Origin of the sequence: Bradyrhizobium icense (assembly GCF_001693385.1) — a bacterium.
Classification (GTDB): Bacteria; Pseudomonadota; Alphaproteobacteria; order Rhizobiales; family Xanthobacteraceae; genus Bradyrhizobium; species Bradyrhizobium icense.
The window spans coordinates 922,396-943,751 of the sequence record NZ_CP016428.1 but is presented as its reverse complement, the minus strand read 5'-3'; the positions used below and the strand labels follow the sequence as shown (position 1 = coordinate 943,751).

The 21,356-nt window shown below is 63.1% G+C and carries 24 protein-coding genes; 13 read left to right on the top strand and 11 right to left on the bottom strand.

The features are described 5' to 3' along the window. Positions 1–87 precede the first annotated feature (87 nt). Positions 88–915, top strand: a complete 828-nt coding sequence (locus LMTR13_RS04515; RefSeq protein WP_065726854.1) for a metallophosphoesterase family protein — start codon at positions 88–90, stop codon at positions 913–915. Here the strand turns inward: LMTR13_RS04515 and LMTR13_RS04510 are convergent. Next, a complete protein-coding gene (locus LMTR13_RS04510) occupies positions 854–1,339 on the bottom strand; it encodes a Crp/Fnr family transcriptional regulator (RefSeq protein ID WP_065726853.1) in 486 nt (161 codons plus the stop codon). The two genes, LMTR13_RS04515 and LMTR13_RS04510, sit on opposite strands and share 62 nt — an antisense overlap. Positions 1,340–1,476: 137 nt before the next feature. Continuing rightward, complete coding sequence (locus LMTR13_RS04505; RefSeq protein ID WP_065726852.1) at positions 1,477–1,794, bottom strand: ArsR/SmtB family transcription factor; 318 nt, start codon at positions 1,792–1,794, stop codon at positions 1,477–1,479. 57 nt (positions 1,795–1,851) lie between these two features. On the opposite strand from LMTR13_RS04505, the gene LMTR13_RS04500 reads away from it, so the two are divergent. The 3 genes from LMTR13_RS04500 to LMTR13_RS04490 all read left to right on the top strand — a co-directional run bounded on the left by LMTR13_RS04500 (position 1,852) and on the right by LMTR13_RS04490 (position 5,958). Beyond that, positions 1,852–2,817 carry a threonine/serine dehydratase gene (locus LMTR13_RS04500; RefSeq protein ID WP_083218694.1) on the top strand — a complete coding sequence of 322 codons (966 nt, stop codon included), beginning with the start codon at positions 1,852–1,854 and terminating at the stop codon, positions 2,815–2,817. Positions 2,818–3,013: 196 nt separating this feature from the next. After that, positions 3,014–4,039, top strand: coding sequence for a Fe(3+) ABC transporter substrate-binding protein (locus LMTR13_RS04495; protein ID WP_065726850.1), 1,026 nt, complete (start codon positions 3,014–3,016; stop codon positions 4,037–4,039). Between the two features lie 272 nt (positions 4,040–4,311). Then, entirely contained in the window at positions 4,312–5,958 is a 1,647-nt protein-coding gene (locus LMTR13_RS04490; protein ID WP_065726849.1) for an ABC transporter permease, read from the top strand. Positions 5,959–6,004: 46 nt separating this feature from the next. Here the strand turns inward: LMTR13_RS04490 and LMTR13_RS04485 are convergent, their stop codons facing one another. From LMTR13_RS04485 to LMTR13_RS04475, 3 genes are read right to left on the bottom strand one after another with little or no spacing between them, the layout of a single operon-like run. Then, on the bottom strand, positions 6,005–6,637 hold the full coding sequence (locus LMTR13_RS04485) for a GNAT family N-acetyltransferase (RefSeq protein WP_065726848.1): 633 nt from the start codon (positions 6,635–6,637) through the stop codon (positions 6,005–6,007). Positions 6,638–6,663: 26 nt separating this feature from the next. After that, the gene (locus LMTR13_RS04480) at positions 6,664–7,314 is read right to left on the bottom strand and encodes a 3-oxoacid CoA-transferase subunit B (protein WP_065726847.1); all 651 of its coding nucleotides are present in this window, start codon (positions 7,312–7,314) and stop codon (positions 6,664–6,666) included. Then, positions 7,314–8,051 carry a CoA transferase subunit A gene (locus LMTR13_RS04475; RefSeq protein WP_065726846.1) on the bottom strand — a complete coding sequence of 246 codons (738 nt, stop codon included), beginning with the start codon at positions 8,049–8,051 and terminating at the stop codon, positions 7,314–7,316. Before LMTR13_RS04475 ends, LMTR13_RS04480 begins: the two co-directional genes overlap by 1 nt. Before the next feature lie 266 nt (positions 8,052–8,317). Between LMTR13_RS04475 and LMTR13_RS04470 the strand changes: the two genes are divergently transcribed. Next, positions 8,318–10,249, top strand: a complete 1,932-nt coding sequence (locus LMTR13_RS04470) for an AsmA family protein (protein ID WP_065726845.1) — start codon at positions 8,318–8,320, stop codon at positions 10,247–10,249. A 76-nt stretch (positions 10,250–10,325) separates the two neighbouring features. Here the strand turns inward: LMTR13_RS04470 and LMTR13_RS04465 are convergent, their stop codons facing one another. From LMTR13_RS04465 to LMTR13_RS04455, 3 genes are all read right to left on the bottom strand, one after another. Then, complete coding sequence (locus LMTR13_RS04465; protein WP_065726844.1) at positions 10,326–10,811, bottom strand: hypothetical protein; 486 nt, start codon at positions 10,809–10,811, stop codon at positions 10,326–10,328. Between the two features lie 129 nt (positions 10,812–10,940). After that, entirely contained in the window at positions 10,941–11,168 is a 228-nt protein-coding gene (locus tag LMTR13_RS04460) for a hypothetical protein (protein ID WP_065726843.1), read from the bottom strand. Between the two features lie 147 nt (positions 11,169–11,315). Beyond that, positions 11,316–11,588 (bottom strand): hypothetical protein, encoded by a 273-nt coding sequence (locus LMTR13_RS04455; protein WP_156795427.1) that lies wholly within the window; start codon positions 11,586–11,588, stop codon positions 11,316–11,318. Between the two features lie 109 nt (positions 11,589–11,697). On the opposite strand from LMTR13_RS04455, the gene LMTR13_RS04450 reads away from it, so the two are divergent. The 7 genes from LMTR13_RS04450 to LMTR13_RS04425 all read left to right on the top strand — a co-directional run bounded on the left by LMTR13_RS04450 (position 11,698) and on the right by LMTR13_RS04425 (position 17,758). Further along, the gene (locus tag LMTR13_RS04450; RefSeq protein ID WP_065726841.1) at positions 11,698–11,877 is read left to right on the top strand and encodes a DUF3072 domain-containing protein; all 180 of its coding nucleotides are present in this window, start codon (positions 11,698–11,700) and stop codon (positions 11,875–11,877) included. Between the two features lie 302 nt (positions 11,878–12,179). Continuing rightward, entirely contained in the window at positions 12,180–12,341 is a 162-nt protein-coding gene (locus LMTR13_RS38645; RefSeq protein WP_083218692.1) for a DUF2934 domain-containing protein, read from the top strand. A 123-nt stretch (positions 12,342–12,464) separates the two neighbouring features. Further along, complete coding sequence (locus tag LMTR13_RS04445; protein ID WP_065726840.1) at positions 12,465–13,724, top strand: SDR family oxidoreductase; 1,260 nt, start codon at positions 12,465–12,467, stop codon at positions 13,722–13,724. Beyond that, the gene (locus LMTR13_RS04440; protein WP_065726839.1) at positions 13,724–14,200 is read left to right on the top strand and encodes a DUF2269 family protein; all 477 of its coding nucleotides are present in this window, start codon (positions 13,724–13,726) and stop codon (positions 14,198–14,200) included. The genes LMTR13_RS04445 and LMTR13_RS04440 overlap by 1 nt, the downstream gene beginning before the upstream one ends. 232 nt (positions 14,201–14,432) lie before the next feature. Next, positions 14,433–15,818 (top strand): ABC transporter substrate-binding protein, encoded by a 1,386-nt coding sequence (locus tag LMTR13_RS04435; RefSeq protein WP_065726838.1) that lies wholly within the window; start codon positions 14,433–14,435, stop codon positions 15,816–15,818. Positions 15,819–16,037: 219 nt separating this feature from the next. Beyond that, a complete protein-coding gene (locus tag LMTR13_RS04430) occupies positions 16,038–16,910 on the top strand; it encodes a carbohydrate ABC transporter permease (protein WP_065726837.1) in 873 nt (290 codons plus the stop codon). Further along, the gene (locus LMTR13_RS04425) at positions 16,907–17,758 is read left to right on the top strand and encodes a carbohydrate ABC transporter permease (RefSeq protein WP_065726836.1); all 852 of its coding nucleotides are present in this window, start codon (positions 16,907–16,909) and stop codon (positions 17,756–17,758) included. The genes LMTR13_RS04430 and LMTR13_RS04425 overlap by 4 nt, the downstream gene beginning before the upstream one ends. A gap of 5 nt (positions 17,759–17,763) precedes the next feature. Here LMTR13_RS04425 and LMTR13_RS04420 read toward each other — a convergent pair whose 3' ends face one another. The 3 genes from LMTR13_RS04420 to LMTR13_RS04410 are packed head-to-tail and all read right to left on the bottom strand — an operon-like array spanning position 17,764 to position 20,656. Further along, complete coding sequence (locus LMTR13_RS04420) at positions 17,764–18,579, bottom strand: ABC transporter permease (RefSeq protein ID WP_065726835.1); 816 nt, start codon at positions 18,577–18,579, stop codon at positions 17,764–17,766. Further along, entirely contained in the window at positions 18,579–19,493 is a 915-nt protein-coding gene (locus tag LMTR13_RS04415; RefSeq protein WP_065726834.1) for an ABC transporter permease, read from the bottom strand. The genes LMTR13_RS04420 and LMTR13_RS04415 overlap by 1 nt, the downstream gene beginning before the upstream one ends. Then, a complete protein-coding gene (locus tag LMTR13_RS04410; RefSeq protein ID WP_065732418.1) occupies positions 19,490–20,656 on the bottom strand; it encodes an ABC transporter ATP-binding protein in 1,167 nt (388 codons plus the stop codon). The genes LMTR13_RS04415 and LMTR13_RS04410 overlap by 4 nt, the downstream gene beginning before the upstream one ends. A gap of 169 nt (positions 20,657–20,825) precedes the next feature. On the opposite strand from LMTR13_RS04410, the gene LMTR13_RS04405 reads away from it, so the two are divergent. Next, the gene (locus tag LMTR13_RS04405; protein ID WP_065726833.1) at positions 20,826–21,326 is read left to right on the top strand and encodes a GlcG/HbpS family heme-binding protein; all 501 of its coding nucleotides are present in this window, start codon (positions 20,826–20,828) and stop codon (positions 21,324–21,326) included. Positions 21,327–21,356 lie beyond the last annotated feature (30 nt).

The window sequence follows — 21,356 nt, the reverse complement described above, 5'->3', positions numbered from 1 at the left end:
CGGCACAATTCTTGCTCGAATCCAGCCTGCCTGAATACATCCGCCAGCGGATCGCCTGTTTCCCGGGCATTTTTGGATTTGATTTTTATGCGATGCCTTGTCGTTGCCGATTTGCATTATTCATTGCCGCAGTTCGACTGGCTATTGGCGGCAGCGCCTGAATTCGACGTCGTCATCTTTGCCGGCGACGCGCTCGATATCGGATCGTTCGTCGATTTCCGCGCGCAGATTCTGGTGGTGAAGAAATACCTGTCGCTGCTGTCCCAAACGACGCGCGTCATTCTCTGCTCGGGCAATCACGATCTCGACGACCGCAGCGCCGAAGGCGAGAAGATCGCGCGCTGGATCGGCGAGGTCCGCGAGCTCGGCATCGCCTGCGACGGCGACAGCCTGACCATCGCTGACGTCGGCTTCACGGTGTGTCCGTGGTGGGACGGGCCGCTGGTCAAGGGCCGGATCGAGGCCCAGCTTCGCGATGCCGCGGCAGCTCGGGCGCCGCGCTGGATCTGGGTGCATCACGCGCCGCCGGCTGATTCGCCGACGAGCTGGGGCGGCAAGCGGTTCTTCGGCGACGTCGAACTGGCGCAATGGATCGAGCAGTATCAGCCGTCGATGGTGATCTCGGGCCACGTGCATCAGTCGCCGTTCATCGCCGACGGCTCGTGGTTCGACCGACTGGGCGCAACCTGGGTGTTCAATGCGGGGCTGCAGCCTGGTCGTCCGCCGGTCTATATCGTGCTCGATCTCGATGAGGGCACGGCGTTCTGGCTGCCGGCGGGCGAGGCGCATTACATCGATCTCAAGGCGCCCCTGCAGCGGCCGGCCGCGCCGGTCACGATCGTTCCGCCCTGGCTCATATCCTTGGGTCGGATTGCCGATCCGAGCCTGGCGAAACCTGCGTCGGCGGCAGGTTGATCATGCTCTGCAGGAGCTCGCCGACCATCGAGAGATGGTTACCCTGGCCGGCATATTGATGCATCAGATCGGCCAGATAGGTGTTGGCGACGTTGAGGCGCTGCGCCAGCAGACGCGCGATCAAGAGCGCCATCGCGGGCTGGTCGCGCAGGAACGCCGCGGCGTCATCGAATTCGTAGACGACGGAATCGGCGGCGGCGCGCACGGTCGCGGTATGCGGCTGCTCGAGCAGCACCGACATTTCGCCCAGCATCGCCCCCGGCTCGGTCAGAACGGCGACGACGCTATCGCCCTTGATGACCTCCAGCCGTCCTTCCAGCAACACGAACAGATGTCCGGTCCTGCTGCCTTCATGGAGCACGAGCGTGCCGGCCGGCACGGATCGCTTCGTCCCCCCGGTACAATAATCCAGCACCGCGCGCATTTTGCATCATCCCCGTTTCAGCCGAGACTAGGCGTTGATGATGCCAAGGTCGAACGGATAAGCGAGCGTCGCTGCTCAAAATGTCAGCACGGGAAAATCCGGAGTCCCCGCAAGATGGCGTGGCCAAAGACCGAACATCAGATCTTTTCGAGCATAGCGGCCTTCAGCTTGGCGATGCGCGCTTCGTCGCGCTTGTAGAACGTCCACTGCTTGACGCGCTTGGCGCTCACCAGTCCCGCTTGCGATAGTATTTTCAGGTGCTCGCTCACGGTGGGCTGACTGACGCCGAGCTTTTCGGCGATCAACACCCCGCAGACCCCGTCCTTGACGAGATCGCCGTCGACCTGCTCGCGAAAATGCGCCCGGGGACGTTTCAGCCACTCCAGGATCAAAAGCCGCCGATCGTTGGCGAGCGCGCGAAAAGCAGACTCGACGTCGTCTTGCAAAGAAGGCATATTGCTAATTAGCTAAATGACTAATTCCTGTCAACGAGTCGTGGGAGGTATCTTGTAATGGACTCGCCGCTGGATGCCGTAACCTCGGATATGATCGCACCATGCGAGCGGCTCATCCGGCCTTTCATCCGGCGGACGCCGGTGGTCGAGGTCGATGGCGCCGAGTTTGGTCTTGCCGGCCATAACCTGACGCTCAAGCTCGAGCTTCTCCAGCATTCCGGCTCGTTCAAGGCGCGCGGCGCCTTTGCCAATCTATTGACCCGCGATGTACCGCAAGCCGGTGTCGTCGCGGCGTCGGGCGGCAACCATGGCGCGGCAGTCGCCTATGCCGCGATGAAGCTTGGGAAGCCGGCCAAGATTTTCGTCCCGAGCGTCTCCTCGCCGGCGAAGGTACAGCGCATCCGCGACTATGGCGCCGACCTCGCGATCGAGGGCGACCGCTATGCCGATGCGCTCGCGGCCAGCGAGATATGGGCGCAACGAACCGGCGCACTGCCGGTGCCGGCCTTCGATCAGAAGGAAACCATCGCGGGACAAGGGACGATCGGCCTCGAGCTCTCGGAGCAGGCGCCGGATATCGACACGCTGCTCGTATCGGTGGGCGGCGGCGGGCTGATCGCCGGGATCGCGGCCTGGTATGCCGGCCGCATCAAGGTGGTTGGCGTCGAGCCGCTTGCATCGCCGACGTTGACCAAGGCCCTTGAAGCCGGCCATCCGGTCGATGCCGAGGCTGGTGGGCTGGCTGCGGATTCGCTTGCGCCGCGGCGCGTCGGCGAACAGGTCTTCCCGATCGTACAGAAATACGCGCGACAAACCGTACTGGTTTCCGACGCGGCAATCGCCGGCGCACAGGCGACGCTTTGGCGCGCCTTGCGCATTGTTGCAGAGCCGGGCGGCGCAGCAGCATTTTCCGCGATCCTGTCGGGCGCCTACAGGCCCACCGCCGGCGAACGCGTTGCCGTCGTCATCAGCGGCGGCAACACCGCCGCTGTCGATTTCGACCTCGCTATGGGCAGCCGTTAGGTTGTGCCGCTGCGATCTGCGTCCCCGCCGTGCCTCGCAGGCCGCAAGGTGCGATGGCCCGCATATTTGGAATCACTCTAAACTGTAGCGTGGAATCCTTCTAAATCGAGCCATTCGCGACATCCAGTCGCTGACGGCGTGGCAGCCGCTGCGCTACTGAGACCGGCATCTTCACCAGCTTTGTCGGGCAGCTCACATGATGAATTTTCGCGCTACCGCCGCAACCGCAGCGTTGCTTTGTTTTACCGCGTTCGGAGCCTCGACGGCGTTCGCCGACGGCGAGGTCAACGTCTACACCTACCGCGAAACCAAGTTGATCCAGCCGCTGTTCGATGCCTTCACCAAGGACACCGGCATCAAGGTCAACGTCGTCTCGGCAAGCTCCGGTCTCGAGCAGCGCATGAAGGCGGAAGGCGCGAGCAGCCCCGCCGACGTGCTGCTGACGGTCGACATCGGTCGTCTCGACGATGCCGTGCAGGCCGGTGTTACCCAGCCGATCAAGTCGGTGGTGATCGACGAGATCGTGCCGGCGCAATATCGCGATCCAAACGGCCACTGGGCCGGCATTTCGATGCGCGCGCGGGTGCTCTACACCTCGAAGGACCGCGTCAAGCAGGACAAGATCACCTATGAAGAGCTCGCCGATCCCAAGTGGAAAGGCAAGATCTGCATCCGCTCCGGCCAGCACATCTACAACAACGGGCTGTTCGCGGCCTATGTGGCCAAGTACGGGGAGGCCAAGGCCGAGGAATGGTTGCGCGGCCTCAAGGCCAACCTGGCGCAAAAGCCCTCTGGCGGCGACCGCGAAGTCGCGCGCGATATCGCGGCCGGCAAATGCGATATCGGCATCGCCAACACCTATTACTGGGCGCTGATGATGAACAACGATCCGGAGAAGAAGCCGTGGGCGGAAGCCACCAAGGTGGTCCTGCCGACGTTTGAGGGCGGCGGCACCCACGTCAACCTCTCCGGCGTGCTGCTGGCCAAGCAGGCGCCCAACAAGGCCAACGGCGTCAAGCTGATCGAATGGCTGGTCGGTGATAAGGCGCAGAAGATCTACGCCGATGCCAACTACGAATATCCGGTTCGCGCCGGCGTCGCCATCAACCCGACGATTGCGGGCTACGGAAAGCTCGTCGCCGACCCGCTGCCGATCGCCAAGATCGCCACCAACCGCAAGGCGGCCTCGACGTTGGTGGACAAGGTCGGGTTCGATAATTGAACGGCGGTGTGGCGAAGCATTAGACTCGTGATCGCGCCGCACACACAACTGCGTCCCCTCCCCCCTTGCGGGGGAGGGCTAGGGAGAGGGGTGGCGGCAACGGCGGTGCTCGTGGCTTACCCCTCTCCCCAGCCCTCCCCCGGCGCAAGTCGGGCCTGCCCGATTTGCGCAAAATCAAGGTGCGCAACCGGGGTAAACCCCGGTTGCGGGGGGGAGGGAGCCCACCTGCGCCAGCGGATAGACCTCGGCTTACCTCGCCGACGTGTGACGACGTGAGTCCCGTCACGCGCTCGGGCCGCATCGCGGCAGCGATTGCGGTTGCGACCGCCATCCTCGTCGCAGCCCCCGTCATCTCGATCATTGCGCTCGCGCTGCAGCCGGCGCCTGACGTCTGGCAGCACCTGATCGACTACGTGCTGCCGGCTACCCTCCTCGACACTGCGCTGCTGCTCGGCGGCGTCGCCGCCCTGTCGCTTGCGATCGGCACCGGCACGGCATGGGCCGTGTCGCTGCATGAATTCCGCGGCCGGCAGATACTGCTATGGCTGCTGCCGCTGCCGCTTTCGATCCCGACCTACCTCGCGGCTTACGTCTATGTCGACCTGTTCGAGCCACTGGGCCTGGTCCACAAGACGCTCGCGCTCTGGCTTCCGCTGCAGGACGCGGTGCGCGTGCTTCCGAATTTGCGCTCGCTGCCGGGCGCGGTCGTCGTGATCGCGCTGGTGCTTTACCCTTACGTCTATCTTTCGGCTCGCACGATGTTCCAGTACCAGAGCGCGGAATTCGCCGAGGCCGCGAAGACGCTCGGCGCCAGCCGCTGGACCATCTTCTGGCGGATCTCGCTGCCGATGGCGCGTCCCGCGCTGGCGGTCGGCGTCGCGCTGGTGTCGCTGGAAACGCTGAACGACATCGGCGCCAGCGAATACCTGGGCGTCCGTACCCTCACGGTGTCGGTGTTCACGACCTGGCTCAACCGCGGCAGCCTTGCCGGCGCGGCGCAGTTGTCCTGCTTCATGCTGGCGATCGTGGCCGGCCTGATCGCGATCGAGCGTTACGGACGCCGCAACGTCACCACGGAGTTTTCTGCCGAAAGTCCGCGGCTCACGCCACGGACCCCGCTCACCGGCATCAAGGGCGGATGTGCATTTGCAGTCTGCCTGCTGCCGGTCTGTCTCGGATTTCTGGTGCCGCTGCTTTATCTCGCACAGCAGAGTTTCAAGCGCGGGCTGTTCGCGAATTTCGACGTAGCGCTGTGGCGCGATGCCTTCAACTCGGTAGCCTTCGCAAGCCTTGCCACGTTGGCCGCGCTGCTGCTCGGCCTTGCGACCATTCTGGCCTGGCGCTGGCGGCCGAGCAGGCTGCGCTTCGTCGCGATGAACTTCGCGCAATTGGGTTACACGCTGCCCGGCCTCGTGCTGGCGCTCGGCTTGCTCGCACCCCTGCTCGCCATCGACAACGCGCTGAACGCGCTCGCCGGATGGCTCGGATGGTCGCTGCCGGGATTGATCCTGATCGGCTCGGGTGCTGCCGTGGTGATCGCCTACGTGATCCGGTTCCTGGCGGTGCCGACCGGATTCATAAAGGCTGGGTTCGAACGGATTCCGCGCGACTACGACGACAGTGCACGCGCCGTCGGCGCCGGCCAGACCACGACGATGCGGCTGATCCATCTGCCGCTCCTGCGTCCCGCCATGCTCGGCGCGGTCATCGTCGTGTTCGTGGATTGCCTGAAGGAATTGCCGGCAACGCTGCTGTTGCGGCCGCTCAACGTCGAAACGCTGGCGACCTCGATCTACCAATACGCCAGCCGCGGCAGCTTCGAGGAAGGCGCGCTCGCCGCGCTGCTGATCGTCGCCGCGAGCATCGGCCCGGTGGCGTGGCTGACGCGGTTTTCGGACATTCCGAGCGGGCCGGCGTAGGTCGAGCAACACCATCGTCCCTGCGGAACGCAGGGACGACGTACGTCTACATTCCGCGCGCAAAACGACGGAAGCCCGGCGAACCGGTCAACGCTTCGAACGCTGCATCGCGCTTCTCCTCGGCGAAGGCAAAGCCTGCCTTGGCGTAACATCGTTCTGCCGCGTCGTTGCCGATGACAAAGGTGATAGAGGCGCGCGAAAAACCAGCAGCCCCGCCCTCCGACAGAGCCCGCGCGATCAGCGCCTGGATCAGCCCGCGGCCACGCGCAGAGGGCTGCGATGCCACGTGCTCGATTAGCCAATCCTCTTCGCCGCCCTGCACCCAACAGGGACGCGCATAGGCGCCGCGCGCGAGGATATCGGCGCCGCTCATGCCGACCGCAAGCGCGATCTCCTCGATCGCAGATCGCATTGTGTCGCGTGTCTCGCGCGAGGGCATGGCGCAGAGCGCGGCCGCCGGCTTGCCGTCGATCTCGGCGATCAGGAATTGCGAGACATGGTACCAGGATCGCGGCTTCGCAATCGCCAGCCTGCCGATGAAATCAAGCACCTGCGGCTCGGCTTGCGCGAGCGCGAAGTCGAACCAGCCGAGTGGCCTTGGACCGCGCTGCGCCAGCAGGATGGTGCGCGCGATAAAATCGGCGTCGTCAGCGCGCCCTTGGCGAATCTCCGGTGTCATGACCGCGACCGCCCATTGCCGTTTGCCTAGACGTTCTTCAGCGCGACGCGGAACTCGGCTTCGGTCTTGGCCTTCACCTCGTCCAACGTGACGCCGTCGGCGAGCTCGATCAGCGCCATGCCGTCCTTGCCGTGCTTGTCGATGGTGAAGACCGCAAGATCGGTCACCACCATGTCGACCACGCGTTCGCCGGTCAGCGGCAGGTTGCACTTCTTCAAGAGCTTTGGGCCGTCCTTGGCGGAATGCTCCATCACCACCACGACGCGCTTGACGCCGGCGACGAGGTCCATCGCGCCGCCCATGCCCTTCACCATCTTGCCGGGGATCATCCAGTTGGCGAGGTCGCCGTTCTGCGCCACCTGCATCGCGCCGAGGATCGACAGGTCGATGTGCCCGCCGCGCACCATGCCGAAGGAATCCGCCGAGGAGAAATAGCTGGTCGACGGCAATTCGCTCACCGTCTGCTTGCCGGCGTTGATCAGGTCGGCGTCCACCTCGTCCTCGTAGGGGAACGGTCCCATGCCGAGCATGCCGTTCTCGCTCTGCAGCGAGACGTCGATGCCTTCAGGGATGTAGTTCGAAACCAGCGTCGGAATGCCGATGCCGAGATTGACATAATAGCCGTCGCGCAGTTCCTTCGCGGCGCGCGCCGCCATCTGTTCGCGGGTCCAGGCCATCAGATTTCTACTCCCGTTGCCGCCGCGGACGCGCTCGACGGACGCGGGCGGGTGTTGCGGAACTCGATGCGCTTCTTCGCCGTCCCGACTTCGATGATGCGTTTGACGAAAATGCCGGGCGTGTGGATGTGGTCAGGATTGAGTTCGCCGGCCGGAACCAGGTGCTCGACCTCCGCCACCGTGATCTTCGCGGCGGTCGCCATCATCGGGTTAAAGTTGCGCGCGGTCTTGCGGTAGATCAGGTTGCCGGCGGTGTCGCCCTTCCAGGCGTGGACGATGGCGAGATCGGCGAACAGGCCTCGCTCCATGATGTATCTCTCGCCGTCGAATTCCTTCACTTCCTTGCCTTCGGCGATCAGCGTGCCGACGCCGGTCTTGGTGTAGAAGGCCGGGATGCCGGCGCCGCCGGCGCGGATGCGTTCGGCCAGCGTGCCCTGTGGATTGAACTCGAGTTCCAGTTCACCGGCGAGGTATTGCTGCGCGAACAGCTTGTTCTCGCCGACGTAGGACGAGATCATCTTTTTGATCTGCCGGGTTTCCAGGAGCCGGCTCAGTCCGATGCCGTCGACGCCGGCATTGTTGGAAACCACCGTCAGATTCTTGACGCCGGAATCGCGGATCGCGTCCGACAAGGTCTCGGCTATACCGCACAGACCGAAACCGCCGGACATGATCATCATGCCGTCCTTGAGGACGCCGTCGAGTGCCGATTTGGCGTCGGGGTAAACCTTGTTCATGGAGTATGACCTGATGGAGGGAACGGCTGAAAGCCGGGCATTATCTTACGGATTATTAGGCGAATTCTTCGCGGTGCGTCAATGACGGGTGGATTATGCCGCCGAGCCGCCCTCCGAGCGCCATGTCGGCCTTGAAAGGGTCAAGAAAAGCCTTCAAGTTGCGTGGGTTGGCACGGGCTTAACCTTTGCGCCGCCTGCCCTAATCAAGATTGACCTTTAGCATCAACCCGAGTTCGGTTTAGCCAGATCCGGATATGTCATTGACGATGGCCCAAGGAATGAAGCGCCTGGGGATGCCGGTTGCGGCGCTGTTCGGCCTGGCCGTGCTCGCCCTGATCGGAACCTCCTGGTTCATCAACCGCGACGCGCTGCGGCAGGCGGTCGAGGCGCAGATCCGCGCGGTCACCGGACTGGATCTGGTCGTCACCGGCGCGATCGACGTGTCGGTGTTTCCGGGCAGCTATGTCTCGTTCCACAATGTCGGGCTGAAGGGCGGCGGCACCGCCGACCCCGCGCTGCAGGTCGAGGTATTGACCGCCAATCTGCGCCTGCTGCCATTGCTGCTGCGCCGCTTCGAAATCGCTGATGTCATGATGCTGCGGCCGCATATCCACGTCGTCAGGGACGCTGGTGGCGCGAGCAACTGGACGCCGTTCGTCGAACGGATCGCGCGCACGATGAAGCCCGGCGCCGAAAACCAGGTGTCGTTCTCGGAAATCAGGATTCAGGACGGCGAGCTCAAATACGAGGACGCCGCCAACAACGTCAAGGAACAGCTCGACGACATCGATCTCTCGCTCGCCTGGCCGTCGATCTCGCGCTCGTTCGCCGCGACCGGGCAATTCGACTGGCGCGGCGAACGCGTCGACGGCTCGATCTCGGCCAGCGACTTCGTCGCGATGCTCTCGGGCGACCGCTCGGGTCTGAAGGCGCGGCTGGTCAGCGCACCGCTGAAGCTCGCTTTCGACGGCTCGTTGGCCAACCGCACCAGCCTGATGATGGAAGGCACGGTGACCGTCGACAGCGTTTCCCTGCGCAACGCGTTGCGCTGGATGGGGCAGCCGGTGCCCGGCAGCGGCGGGTTCGGCCGTTTCACGCTGAAGGCCCGCGCCAGCGTCGTCGGCGCTTCGGTCGCTCTGACGAACGTGAATGTCGAGCTCGACGGCAATGCCGCCGAGGGCGTGATGACGTTCGCCAATAACGGTCGCCAGATGCTGCAGGCGACACTGGCCGCAGGCAACCTGGATTTCACGCCCTATATCTCGACCGTCCGCCTGCTCGCCAGCGGCGCGCGCGACTGGAACCGGCAATTGTTCGACCTGAGCTCGCTCTCCGCGACCGACCTCGACATGCGCCTGTCGGCGGCGAGGGTGATCGTCGGCCCGACGAGACTTGGCCGCACCGCGTTCGGCGCCAATCTGCGCGGCGGCGCGCTGGCGCTCTCGGTCGGCGAAGCGCAGATGTATGGCGGCATCGCCAAGGGCTCGTTCGGGATCGCGCGTTCGGACGCGATCGCCGACGTCAAGGCGCAATTCCAGTTCACCGATGTCGACCTGCAGGCCTGCGCCAGCGAATTGTTCGGCATCACCAAACTCTCCGGCCGCGGCAATATCGGCGTCTCGCTGATGGCCTCCGGCTCGAGCCCGTTCGGCCTTGCCTCGTCCCTTGACGGCTCCGCGACCTTGACCGGCCATAACGGCGCGATCGCGGGCTTCAATGTCGAACAACTCCTGAAGCGCCTGGAGCGCCGGCCGCTATCCGGCGGCGGCAATTTCCGCTCGGGCACGACGCCCTACGACAATCTCAATGTTTCGGTGCGCTTCAACGACGGCATCGCCACCGTCGAGGACATCCGCGTCGACGGTCCGACCACGCGGCTGACGCTGACCGGCACCGCCTCGGTGCCTTCTCGCGAGTACGACCTCAAGGGCGTCGCCAGCCTGACGCCGGCCGCTGCCGCAGGCGACAAGGCATTTGAGCTGCCCTTCGTGGTGCAGGGTCCGTGGGACGATCCGCTGGTGTTTCCCGATCCGGAAAGCCTGATCCGCCGCTCGCCGGGCGCAGCGCCCTTGCTCGACGCGGTGAAGGATCGCAAGACGCGCGATGCGGTGCGCTCGGTGATCGAGCGGTTTACGGGTGGTGGACGGCAACCGGCGGTGCCCGAGGCTGCGGCGGGTTCGCCGGCGAAAGCGAATTAACGCAGGGCGGATTGGCGTCAGCGTAATCCGCCTTAACGACACCGAGTTGGCGGATTGCGCCTGCGGCTGATCCGCCCTACTGGCCTTGGTAGCTGGAAAACAAAGCGACGACGTCGACCAAGGCGCCGGCTCCCGCCGCAACGACGACCGCAAATGTGAACGCGTGAAGGAGATACTTCTTATACTCAGGTCGCTTTTCGCGCTCGGCCGCAAATTCTCTTGCGAACGGTTTTGAGAAAACGAGGATCAATGCGGCAGCCAGACTCAGAACTCCTATTGTCGCGCCCCAGATAACGCCGGCATGCACCGGGCCAGCAAAGTCCCAAAATGCAAAGGCGGCAGATCCCGCAGAAAGAAAATAAAACACTGCACCTGCGTATCGCGCAATTTTGCTGAACAGCCAAAGACCCAGCAAAATGACCAGCGCTGCCACCGTGTGAATCGCAAGACCATCGCCAAGACGCGGCAGATACCACTGCGAATAGATGAAAAGGCTGAAATTCACGGTCGCGATCAAAGCCAAAAGGTAAAGCGCCGCCCGGTAGCCGCATCGTTCAAGCATGCAACCTCTCCCAAAATTGTTATGCTGAATTCAATTGAGACGAATTTAAAGCCGGCGTAGCCAGGATGAGCCAACGGGGGCGCGCGCATTCGCGAGACCCGTTGGCTCATCCGGGCTACTGAACCGTCTTCATGGAATGTCGTCGCGGCGGCGATCACCTATGCTGTGCGGCCTGTTGAGAAAGTAATCCCGGTTGCCCAGCGCCGCTTCGGCATACTGGTCGATCGCGACGACGATTGCCTGGACGTGGGCGTGGCACCATCCTTCCCGCGTCGCCCTGATCCGGACTTCCGCCAGGGCTTTCAGCCACGGCGGGTTATCTGCGTTGGGGTCATACCATCTGAGCGGTCCTGACATCGCCGGCCTCGGTTGATGAAATCGTCCAGCTCCGCCCGCTTGCGCGCGAGCAGGAGCTGCGCCCGCGCGTTATCCAGGCCGGATTGATTGAGCTGACGCGTAAGCTGGTCCAGTTCGGCAATCCGCCGGCGCAGGTCCTCAATCGGATCATCGCTCACGGCGGCCGGTCGCCCCGACCGCTGGCTTCCTGCTGAGCGCACGGACATCCAGCTTCAGCCGCTCATCGACATTGAGCAGCCGCTCTTCGCCGCCGAGCCTGTTCCGCTCGCCGATGAGGCCGACCATGGTGGCCCGCATGGCCATCAGACGCATTGCTGCCTCCGAACAGTCCTCGTCCCGGTTGACCTGTTTGCGGATGTTATCCTCCGCACCCAGCATCTCCGAGCGTAAGAACCTGATTTTTCTGCGAATTTCGTTCAATTTGTTGTCCATGGGGCCACCTCGCTGCGGTAGAACCCTATAAGAACAAATAAAGAACAAATTTCAAGTTAAGAGTTCGGATCGAATCAAAGATTCTTTGGGGTTCTAGATGTCCCGTCTCCCGGACCAGGTGGATGCGCCGATGACGCCGCGCCAATTGGCGACGCTGCGCACGCTCAGCGCCGAGGCCTACCAGCCAAAACTGTTTGAGAACGACCTGACGGCGCGGGAAGCCGAGCGGCGGATCGCGGCGCTCAAGGCGGAGATCGCGCTGGCGAACTCGTTTTGAGCCGCCGGCCCGCTCCCTGACCGGAACGAAGAGGCATGGAGCGTTGCCACAGCCCAAATCGACGTGCCGCCGTCAATCCAAAACCGGCCCAAGCCCGGTTTGATCCAGGAACATTGCTCTTCGCTGCGTGCTTATCCTTGAGATGAAGGAAAGCCGTCACGCGGTGCCGCGTGCAGGCGCGACGTCCTGACTTCACGCGCGAAGATAAGGGATCGCAGCGCCGCAACAGCCGTACGCTTCGACCAGCCGCCGAGCGCGCGATGCGACGGCCACCGTACCGAGATTAATGGAGGAGACCTGAAATGACCGAACCGACCGAACGGGAAATCAAGAACCGCGCCTATGAGATCTGGGAGCGTAACGGCAGGCCGGAAGGCAAGGAGGAGGAATTCTGGCGCCTGGCAGAGCAAGAGTTGCGAAATGAGGACAAAACCTCGCCCGTCCGCACGCCCGACACCCTGTAGACAGAAGCGAACGTCGCCGGGCTCTTGTTGGCCACCTTGTTTGAAGCGCTCCCCCTTCTGGAGAAATTCGTTCGGCGCGTACGTTCGCGGAAGCAGGCCTGACTTCTCAACGCGGAGCCGGTCATGAAGATTGCCGTTGTAGGAGGGACCGGACTGATTGGATCGGCAATCGTCGCGTACTTGTCCTCGCGTGGTCATGCGGTCGTTTCGATGAGCAGGAGCGGAACTCACAGCGTCGACATTTCCAAGGCGACCTCGCCCTCCTACTGGCTGCCGCATCTCGATGGCGTCGAGGCGGTCGTGAATTGCGCGGGCGTACTCCAGGACAGCCCCGGCGATTCCACCTCAATGGTGCATCACCACGGCATCGCAAATCTCTTTGCCGCTTGCGAACAGCTCCGGATCCGCCGCGTCATCCATTTTTCCGCCATCGGCGTCGACCGCGAAACCCCGAGCGATTTTTCCCGATCGAAATTGTCAGGCGACAAGGCGCTGATCGAGCGCGACCTCGATTGGGTCATCCTCCGGCCGTCGGTGGTGATCGGCCGCCCGGCCTACGGCGCCAGCGCGTTGATGCGAGGCCTGGCTGCGCTGCCCGCAATTCCCGTGATGCCGAACACGGGACGGCTCCAGGTCGTCCTGCTTGAAGACGTGGTGCGGACCGTGGAGCATTTTCTCGATCCCGCCGCGCCCGCACGACAGGTTGTCGAACTGGTCGGCCCGCAGCGCTATTCATTCGGCGAGGTCGTTGCGCTCTTCCGCCGCTGGTGCCGCTGGCCGCCGGCACGGGAGATTCACCTTCCGCAGTTCGCTTCCGGCCTGATGTACAAGTTCGGCGACATGGTTTCGTATCTCGGCTGGCGGCCGCCAGTACGCAGCACGGCCGAGCGCGAGATGGTGCGCGGTGCCGTTGGCAATCTCGAAGAGATGCAGCGGCTCGGGCTTCACCCCAAAGGCCTTCCGGAATTCTTCGCCGCTGAGCCGGCTTCGGTGCAGGAACGCTGGTTTGCCGGCATGTACCTGGTCAAGCCCGCGATCTTCGTCGTCTTGTCCCTGTTCTGGCTCTCGACCGCGTTTGTCTCGCTGGGACCCGGCTGGGGTTATGGCATGGGCCTGATGGGCGAAGGCGGCGTGGAAGGGACGGCTGCGGCGCTGACGGTCATCGCGGGCGCCTTGGCCGATCTGGTCATCGGACTTGCGATCGCCTACAGGCCGACCAGCCGCTACGGCCTCTACGCGGCCATCGCCATTTCCTTCGCCTACGCGATCATCGGCACCATCCTGGTGCCGCGGCTCTGGGCCGATCCCTTGGGACCGATGCTGAAGATCTGGCCGATCATCGTCTTGCATTTCGCAGCGCTTGCCGTGCTTGAGGACCGCTAGTGCTGTACTTCGTCCTCAAATATCTCCATGTCGTCGGCGCCGCCGTGCTGCTCGGCACCGGCGCGGGCATCGCCTTTTTCATGCTGGCGGCCCACCTCGGCGGCAAGCCGGCCGTCATCGCCGGCGTCGCCCGCATCGTCGTGATCGCCGACTTCATCTTCACGGCGACAGCCGTCGTCGTGCAGCCCATCACCGGCACGCTGCTGGTGCTAAACGTCGGTTATTCGTTCTGGGACGGATGGATCGTCTGGTCGATCGTGCTGTACGTCATCACCGGCGCGCTGTGGCTGCCGGTCGTCTGGATGCAAATACGCCTGCGCGACCTCGCCTCGATCGCCGCGGCGGAAGGCAAGCCGCTGCCGAAAGAATATCACCGGATCTTCTGGCTATGGTTTGCCTTCGGCATTCCGGCGTTCACCGCGGTCGCCGTGATATTGTGGCTGATGATCGCCAAGCCGCAGATTGGGGTTTTCTGAGTGCGTCGGCAATCGACGAAGACTCTCCCCGGCTTCCGGCATCCAAGACGCAAAAATGATTGAACCAAAATTGTAGAACCAAAACGATCAAAGCGTGCGCAGGCGCTTTGCCGCATTTGCGCCGCGAATATCCCCCTACAGAAGTTTGCACCGCGCCATCTGGATAATGCTGCATGGTTGCGCTATCATTATCCAACCGGTTAAATAATCCGGCGTTTTCAGGGAGAACAAGGTGAGATCAAGAAGAATAAAGTCGCTTTCACTCGCGGTCGCAGCCGTCGGGCTGTTTTACGCCACGGCGCCAGCGATCGCCCAGCAGAAGACCATCACGGTCTGGTTCGGCAAGGGTTTTTACAAATCCGAGGACGATGCGCTACTGGAGGCGATCAAGAAATTCGAGGCCAAGACCGGCATCAAGGTCGAGCTTTCGCAATACGCCATCCAGGACATGATTCCGAAGACGGTGGCGGCGCTGGATTCCGGCACCGTGCCGGATGTCGCCTATTCCGACAGCTATGACGTGCAGGCCCAGGGCAAGTGGGCGTTCGAGGGCAAGCTCGAGGATCTCGGCGACATCCTGCTGCCGATGAAGTCCGCGTTCGCGCCGAATACGCTGGAGACCACCTACCTCTACAACGACGTCGCCAAGAAGAAGGGCTATTACGGCTTTCCGCTGAAGCAGCAGAGCATGCACGTCCAGATCTGGCAGGACATGCTGGAGCAGGCCGGCTTCAAGCAGAGCGACATCCCGACCAAGTGGGAAGACTACTGGTCGTTCTGGTGCAACAAGGTGCAGCCGGCGGCACGCAAGGCAACCGGTCAGCGCGTCTATGCCGTCGGCCAGCCGATGGGCGTGGAATCCACCGACTCGTTCCAGTCGTTTTACACCTTCATGGACGCCTACAACGTCAAGCTGGTCGATGACGACGGCAAGCTCCTGGTCGACGATCCCAAGGTGCGCGAAAATTTGATCAAGGCGCTGAAGGACTACACCGACACCTATATCAAGGGCTGCACGCCGCCCTCCTCCACCACCTGGAAGGATCCGGACAACAACGTCGCCTTCCACAACAAGACGATCGTGATGACGCACAATTTCACGATCTCGATCGCGGCAAAATGGCTCGACGACGCCAACAATCCGGCGCTGACGCCGGAACAGCGCGCGCTCGGCAAGAAGAACTACGACGAGACCATCATCACCGCGTCGTTCCCCAACAAGCCGGACGGCACGCCGATCAAGTATCGCTCCGACGTCAAGACCGGCCTGATGTTCACGGTCGCCAAGAACAAGGCGGAGGGCAAGGAGTTCATCAAGTTCCTGCTGCAGGAAGAGAACGTGCGGCCCTACATCGAGGGCGCGCTCGGCCGCTGGTTCCCGGTGACGACTGCCAGCCAGCAGAGCCCGTTCTGGCAGGCCGACCGGCATCGCAAGGCGGTCTATAATCAGTTCACCGGCGGCACCACGCCGTTCGACTTCACCAAGAACTGGAAGTTCACGATTTTGAACAACGAGAACGTCTGGGCCAAGGCGATGAACCGCGTGGTCAGCGAGAAGGTGCCGGTCGAAAAGGCCGTCGACGAACTGATCGCCCGCATCAAGCAGGTCGCGGGTTGATGTAATCAATGCCGGCCGCCGCGAAAGTATGTCCATCGTCCCTGCGAAGGCAGGGACCCCCGCGTGAGCGCTTGCGCTCATCGCGAGGCCGCGGCGGCCGTTTTGAAAAATGCCGGTCGACGGCTTTCGCGCAACAACAGAAGCCTGTGGTTATAGGTCCCTGCGTTCGCAGGGACGACGGCGTTGTCGCGGCCAGCATATCGTTCTGAGAGTAAATCTATGGCAATCACGCTTTCGGGCGATCACGCGATAGCAAGCCCGCCTTTGTCAGCCCGCCTGACAACGCCGCAGGTCTGGGGCATCGTGCTGCTCGCGCCCTATCTGCTGGTGTTCCTGGCCTTCGTGGTCTACCCGGTCGGCTATGGACTCTGGCTGGCGCGGCATCCGGCGAGCTACGTCGCGCTCTATCACGATCCGATCTTCGCGCGCGCTGCGGTCAACACGCTGATCTTCCTGCTTGTCGGCATCAACGTCAAAATGGCGATCGCGCTGTTCCTGTCGGGCTTCTTCGCGCAGCAGCGCACCTGGATCAAATGGCTGTCAGTGCTGTTCATCCTGCCCTGGGCGGTACCGTCGATCCCGACGATTCTTTCCGTGCGCTTCATGCTCAATCCGGAATGGGGCGTGATCAACCAACTGATCTTCAAGCTCACCGCCGAGGACGGCCCGAACTGGCTGAACGACCCGACGGTGGCGCTCGGCATGGCGATCGGCGTGCACATCTGGAAATCGCTGCCGTTCTGGACGCTGATCCTGATGACCGGGCGACTTGCGATCTCACACGATCTCTATGAAGCCGCCGAGGTCGACGGCGCAAGCTGGTCGCAGAAATTCCGCTACATCACCTGGCCGTCGATGCAGACGCTCTACATCACCTGCACGCTGCTCTCGATGATCTGGACGTTGGGCGACTTCAACAGCGTGTATCTGCTCACCGGCGGCGGGCCCGCCGATCTCACCCACGTGCTCGCCACGCTGGGCATCCGCTATCTCCGGCTCGATCAGCTCTCGCTCGCGATGGCCTCCATCGTCTGCGCGCTGCCGCTTGTGCTGCCGCTGGTCTATTTCATGATGAAACGGTTGTCGCGATGAAGCTGCCTACACTCCGCGAGGTCGGTACCGAAGCAAAACTGCTGTTGATCGGCATTCCCGTGTTCATCTGGACCATGGTTCCGATCTATCACATGTTCCTGTTCGCGATCTCGCCGAAGGAGGACGCGTTCTCTGGAAAACTCTGGCCCGATCATCCGACGCTGAACAATTTCAGCATCGTGTTCAACCAGCAGCATTACTTCCTGCGCGATTTCTGGATTCAGTTCTGGAATTCGGTGGTGATCGCGGTTTCCGCCGGCGCGCTGACACTGCTGATCGCGACCGCGGCCGCCTTCGCGATCTCGCGGCTGCGCGTCCCCGGCGGGCGCTGGGTGATGAATCTGGCGCTGTTCACCTATTTCATCCCGGCCGCGTTCCTCGCCGTGCCGATGTACCGCACCATGGGCAATTACGGCCTCCTCAACAATCACTGGTCGCTGATTCTCGCGATGGTGACGATCGCGTCTCCTTACGCGATCTGGGTTTTGAAGCAGGCGTCCGACAAGCTGCCAGTCGAACTTGATGAAGCCGCCACCATGGACGGGGCAACCACGCTGCAGCTGTTCCGCCTGGTCTATGTGCCACTGATGATGCCCTCGCTGGTGGCGATCGGCACCTACGCGATCCTGCTCGCCTGGAACGAATATCTCTACGCGTTCCTGCTGCTGTCGAAGGATACCGAGATCACCCTTCCCGTGGCACTCGGCAACTTCCTGGCCGCCGACGACTCGCCCTGGGAATTGCTGATGACCACCGGCTTCATCTACGCACTGCCGCCGGCCGCGATCTACTACGCGTTCAAGCGGTATATGGTGGGAGGACTGACGGCGGGTGCGGTGAAGTCGTGACGCGGCTATAGGGGCGCCGCGCTCTCGCCGCGCGCGCTCGACAGTTTCGAGGCGAGCGAGGCGATCACGATCAGCACCGCGATCAGCGCGATCACGATGGTGCAGATCGCGTTGATCTCCGGCTTCACGCCCAGCCGCACTTCGGAATAGATCCGGATCGGCAGCGTTGCCGAACCGGGGCCGGTGGTGAAACTCGCGATCACGACGTCGTCGAGCGAGAGCGTGAAGGCCAGCATCCAGCCGGCGGCGATTGCCGGCAGGATCAGCGGCAGCGTCACCCGAACAAATGCCTGCACCGGATCGCAGCCAAGATCCATCGCGGCCTCTTCGAGGCTGCGATCGAGCGAGGCGAGGCGTGACTGCACCACCACGGTGACGAAGCACATGGTCAGCGTGGTGTGGGCGATCGTCACGGTCCAGAAGCCGCGCTCGGCGTTGAGCGCCACGAACAGCAACAACAGCGACAGCCCTGTGATCACCTCCGGCATCACCAGCGGCGCGTAGAGCATGCCGGAAAACAGTGTCCGCCCCCGGAAGCGTTCGCCGCGAACCAATCCCACCGCCGCCAGCGTGCCGAGCAGCGTTGCGATCGTGGCCGATACCGCACCAACCCGCAGGCTCATCCATGCCGCATCCAGCATTGCGCGGTCGTTGAAGAATTCTTGGTACCAGCGCAGCGACCAGCCACCCCACACCGTCACCAGGCGCGAGGCATTGAACGAATAGATGACGAGAATCACGATCGGCAGATATAGAAACGCCACCCCCAGCGCGAGCGCGGTGATGTTGAATGGCGATAGCCTGTTGACGTGCCGCGCCATCACTTCGCGTCTCCGAGTCGACGGCGCTGCAGCCGGTCGTAGAGCAGTAGCGGCGGCACCAGCAGCGCCAGCAAGGCGACCGCAGCGGCGGCGGCGACCGGCCAGTCCTTGTTGGTGAAGAATTCCAGCCACAGCGTCTGGCCGATCATCATCGACCCGGAGCCGGCCAACAGATCGGGGATCACGAATTCGCCGATGATCGGGATGAAGCACAAGAGCGCGCCGGCGCCGACGCCGGGCAAGGACAGAGGGAACGTCACCAGCCAGAACGCCTGGCGCGGCGACGAACCGAGATCGGCTGCCGCTTCCAGGAGCGAGGAGTCCATTTTGGAAAGCGTCGCGTATAGCGGAAGGATCATGAACGGCAGATAGGAATAGACGATGCCGAGATACATCGCGGTGTCGGTCGAGAGCCACACCACCGGCGACGAGACCAGATGCAGCGCGAGCAGCACCTTATTGAGCAGGCCGTCATGCTGCAGGATGTTGATCCAGGCATAGATGCGGATCAGGAACGAGGTCCAGAACGGCACGATCACCAGCATCATCGCAATTGGCTGCCAGCGCTGCGGCAGCCGCGCCATGCCGTAGGCGATCGGATAGCCGATTAGCAGCAGGATCAATGTCGAGGTTACGGCAACAACGACGCTGCGCAAATAGGAACTGATGTAGAGACTGTCCGAGATCAGCAGCCTGAAATTATCGAAGGACAACTGCGCGAAGGCCGCCTTGATCGCACTCCATCCTTCGGAAAGATCGAACACGGGTACATAGGGCGGCTGCGCGATCGCGGTCTGCGACAGGCTGATCTTCAGCACGAAGACGAATGGCACCAGGAAGAACAGCACCATCCACAGGTAGGGCGCGATGGCGGCATACCGCGCCGGCTGCGCGAAGATGCGGCGCGTGCTCATCGCTCCAGCACCACGCAATCGTCGGGCGTGAACCACGCCACCACGCGCTGGCCGGCGCTCAAGGTGTCGAGATCGAGCCGCGCAGTATTGGCGATCGACGAGCGCAGCGCCGCGCCGGAATCGAGCTTGATCTTGTAGACGGTCGAGCCGCCGAGATAGCTGACGTCGGTGACGACGCCTTCAAGTCGGTTGATCGCCTGTGCGTTGACCGCGTCCGATGCCGGGCCGCGGCGCGACAGCTTGACCTTCTCGGGGCGGATTGCGACCGAGACCTCCGTCTTGCCGGCGGGATCGCGCGGCTCGGCGACCACGATAGTCCCGCCGTCGCGGGTCGCGATCGTCAGGCGATGGCCTTCGCGCGAGGTGACCTCGCCGTCGAACAGGTTGACGTCGCCGACGAACTGGGCGACCCAGCGCGAGGCGGGCGCCTCGTAGAGATCACGCGGGGTGGCGACCTGTTCGAGCCGGCCGGCATCCATGACGCCGATCCGGTTCGCCATCGTCATCGCCTCTTCCTGGTCGTGGGTGACGACGATGAATGTCATGCCGAGGCGGCGCTGCAGTTCCATCAGCTCGAGTTGCGTGCCTTCACGCAGTTTCTTGTCGAGCGCCGCCAACGGCTCGTCGAGCAGCAGGACCTTGGGCCGCCGCGCCAGCGAGCGCGCCAGTGCCACGCGCTGTTTCTGGCCGCCGGAAAGCTGATCCGGCCTGCGCTTCTCCATGCCCTCGAGCTTGACCAGCGCGACCATCTCGCCCACGCGGGTATCGATGGCGGCGCGCGCCATCCCGGCGCGCTTCAGGCCGAATGCGATGTTGTCGCGGACCGAGAGATGCGGAAACAGCGCGTAGTTCTGGAACATCATGTTGACCGGCCGATCATGCGGTAGCACCGGCGCGATATCGCGGCCACCGAGCAGGATGCGGCCCTCGTCGGGCGTTTCGAAGCCGGCAAGCATCCTGAGCAGCGTGGTCTTGCCGCAGCCGCTCGGGCCCAATAGCGCAAAGAACTCGCCTGCCTTGATGTCGAGCGAGAGCCGGTCCACCGCGCGGAAATCGCCGAATGCCTTCGACACCCCTTCGACGCGGAGCAGCGGCATGTCGGCCGCCGCGGTCGGTGCCGTATTGATTTTCGCTGCGTCGATCTCAGGCGATTGCCCGCTCATGCCATTTGCCTGCGCCGTCATGGCCGCACGCTAGCGGCGGATCGCCATCCGCTCAACCGGCCCGGAACAAGCAGCCACAATATTCTGGATGCAGCTCCCGTCTCTGGTAAGGTTCGGAGCTCGCAAAGGCTGGCCACCGCGCGTGATAGGAATGATCGGGAGGGATTTGATGAACGTTCGGAATTTGCTGGCCGCAACGGCGATTGCTTCCCTGCCCGCCAGCCCGGCCGCTGCACAGGAAGCCCTCGTCACCTACAAATCGTTGAGCCCCGAGGTGGCGCTCGATCTGGCGCGCGCGACGCTGGCGGATTGCCAAAATCGCGGCTTTCAGGTGGCGGTCGCCATCGTCGATCGCTTCGGCGTGACGCAAGTGCTGCTGCGCGACCGCTTTGCAGGTCCCCACACGGTATCGACCGCTTCGGGCAAGGCATGGACGGCCGTGAGCTTTCGCACCAACACGACCGAACTCAATACCCTCAGCCAGCCCGGAACGATGCAGGCCGGAATCCGCAACCTGCCCGGCTCCGTAATCATCGGCGGCGGAGTGACCGTTGAAGCGGCAGGCTCGCTGGTGGGCGCCGTCGGCGTCTCCGGAGCGCCGGGCGGCGACGCGGACGAAGCCTGCGCCAAGGCAGGTATCGCCGCGATACGCGACAAGCTCGATTTCTAGACCTGACGATGTCATCGCGCTCCTAGGACA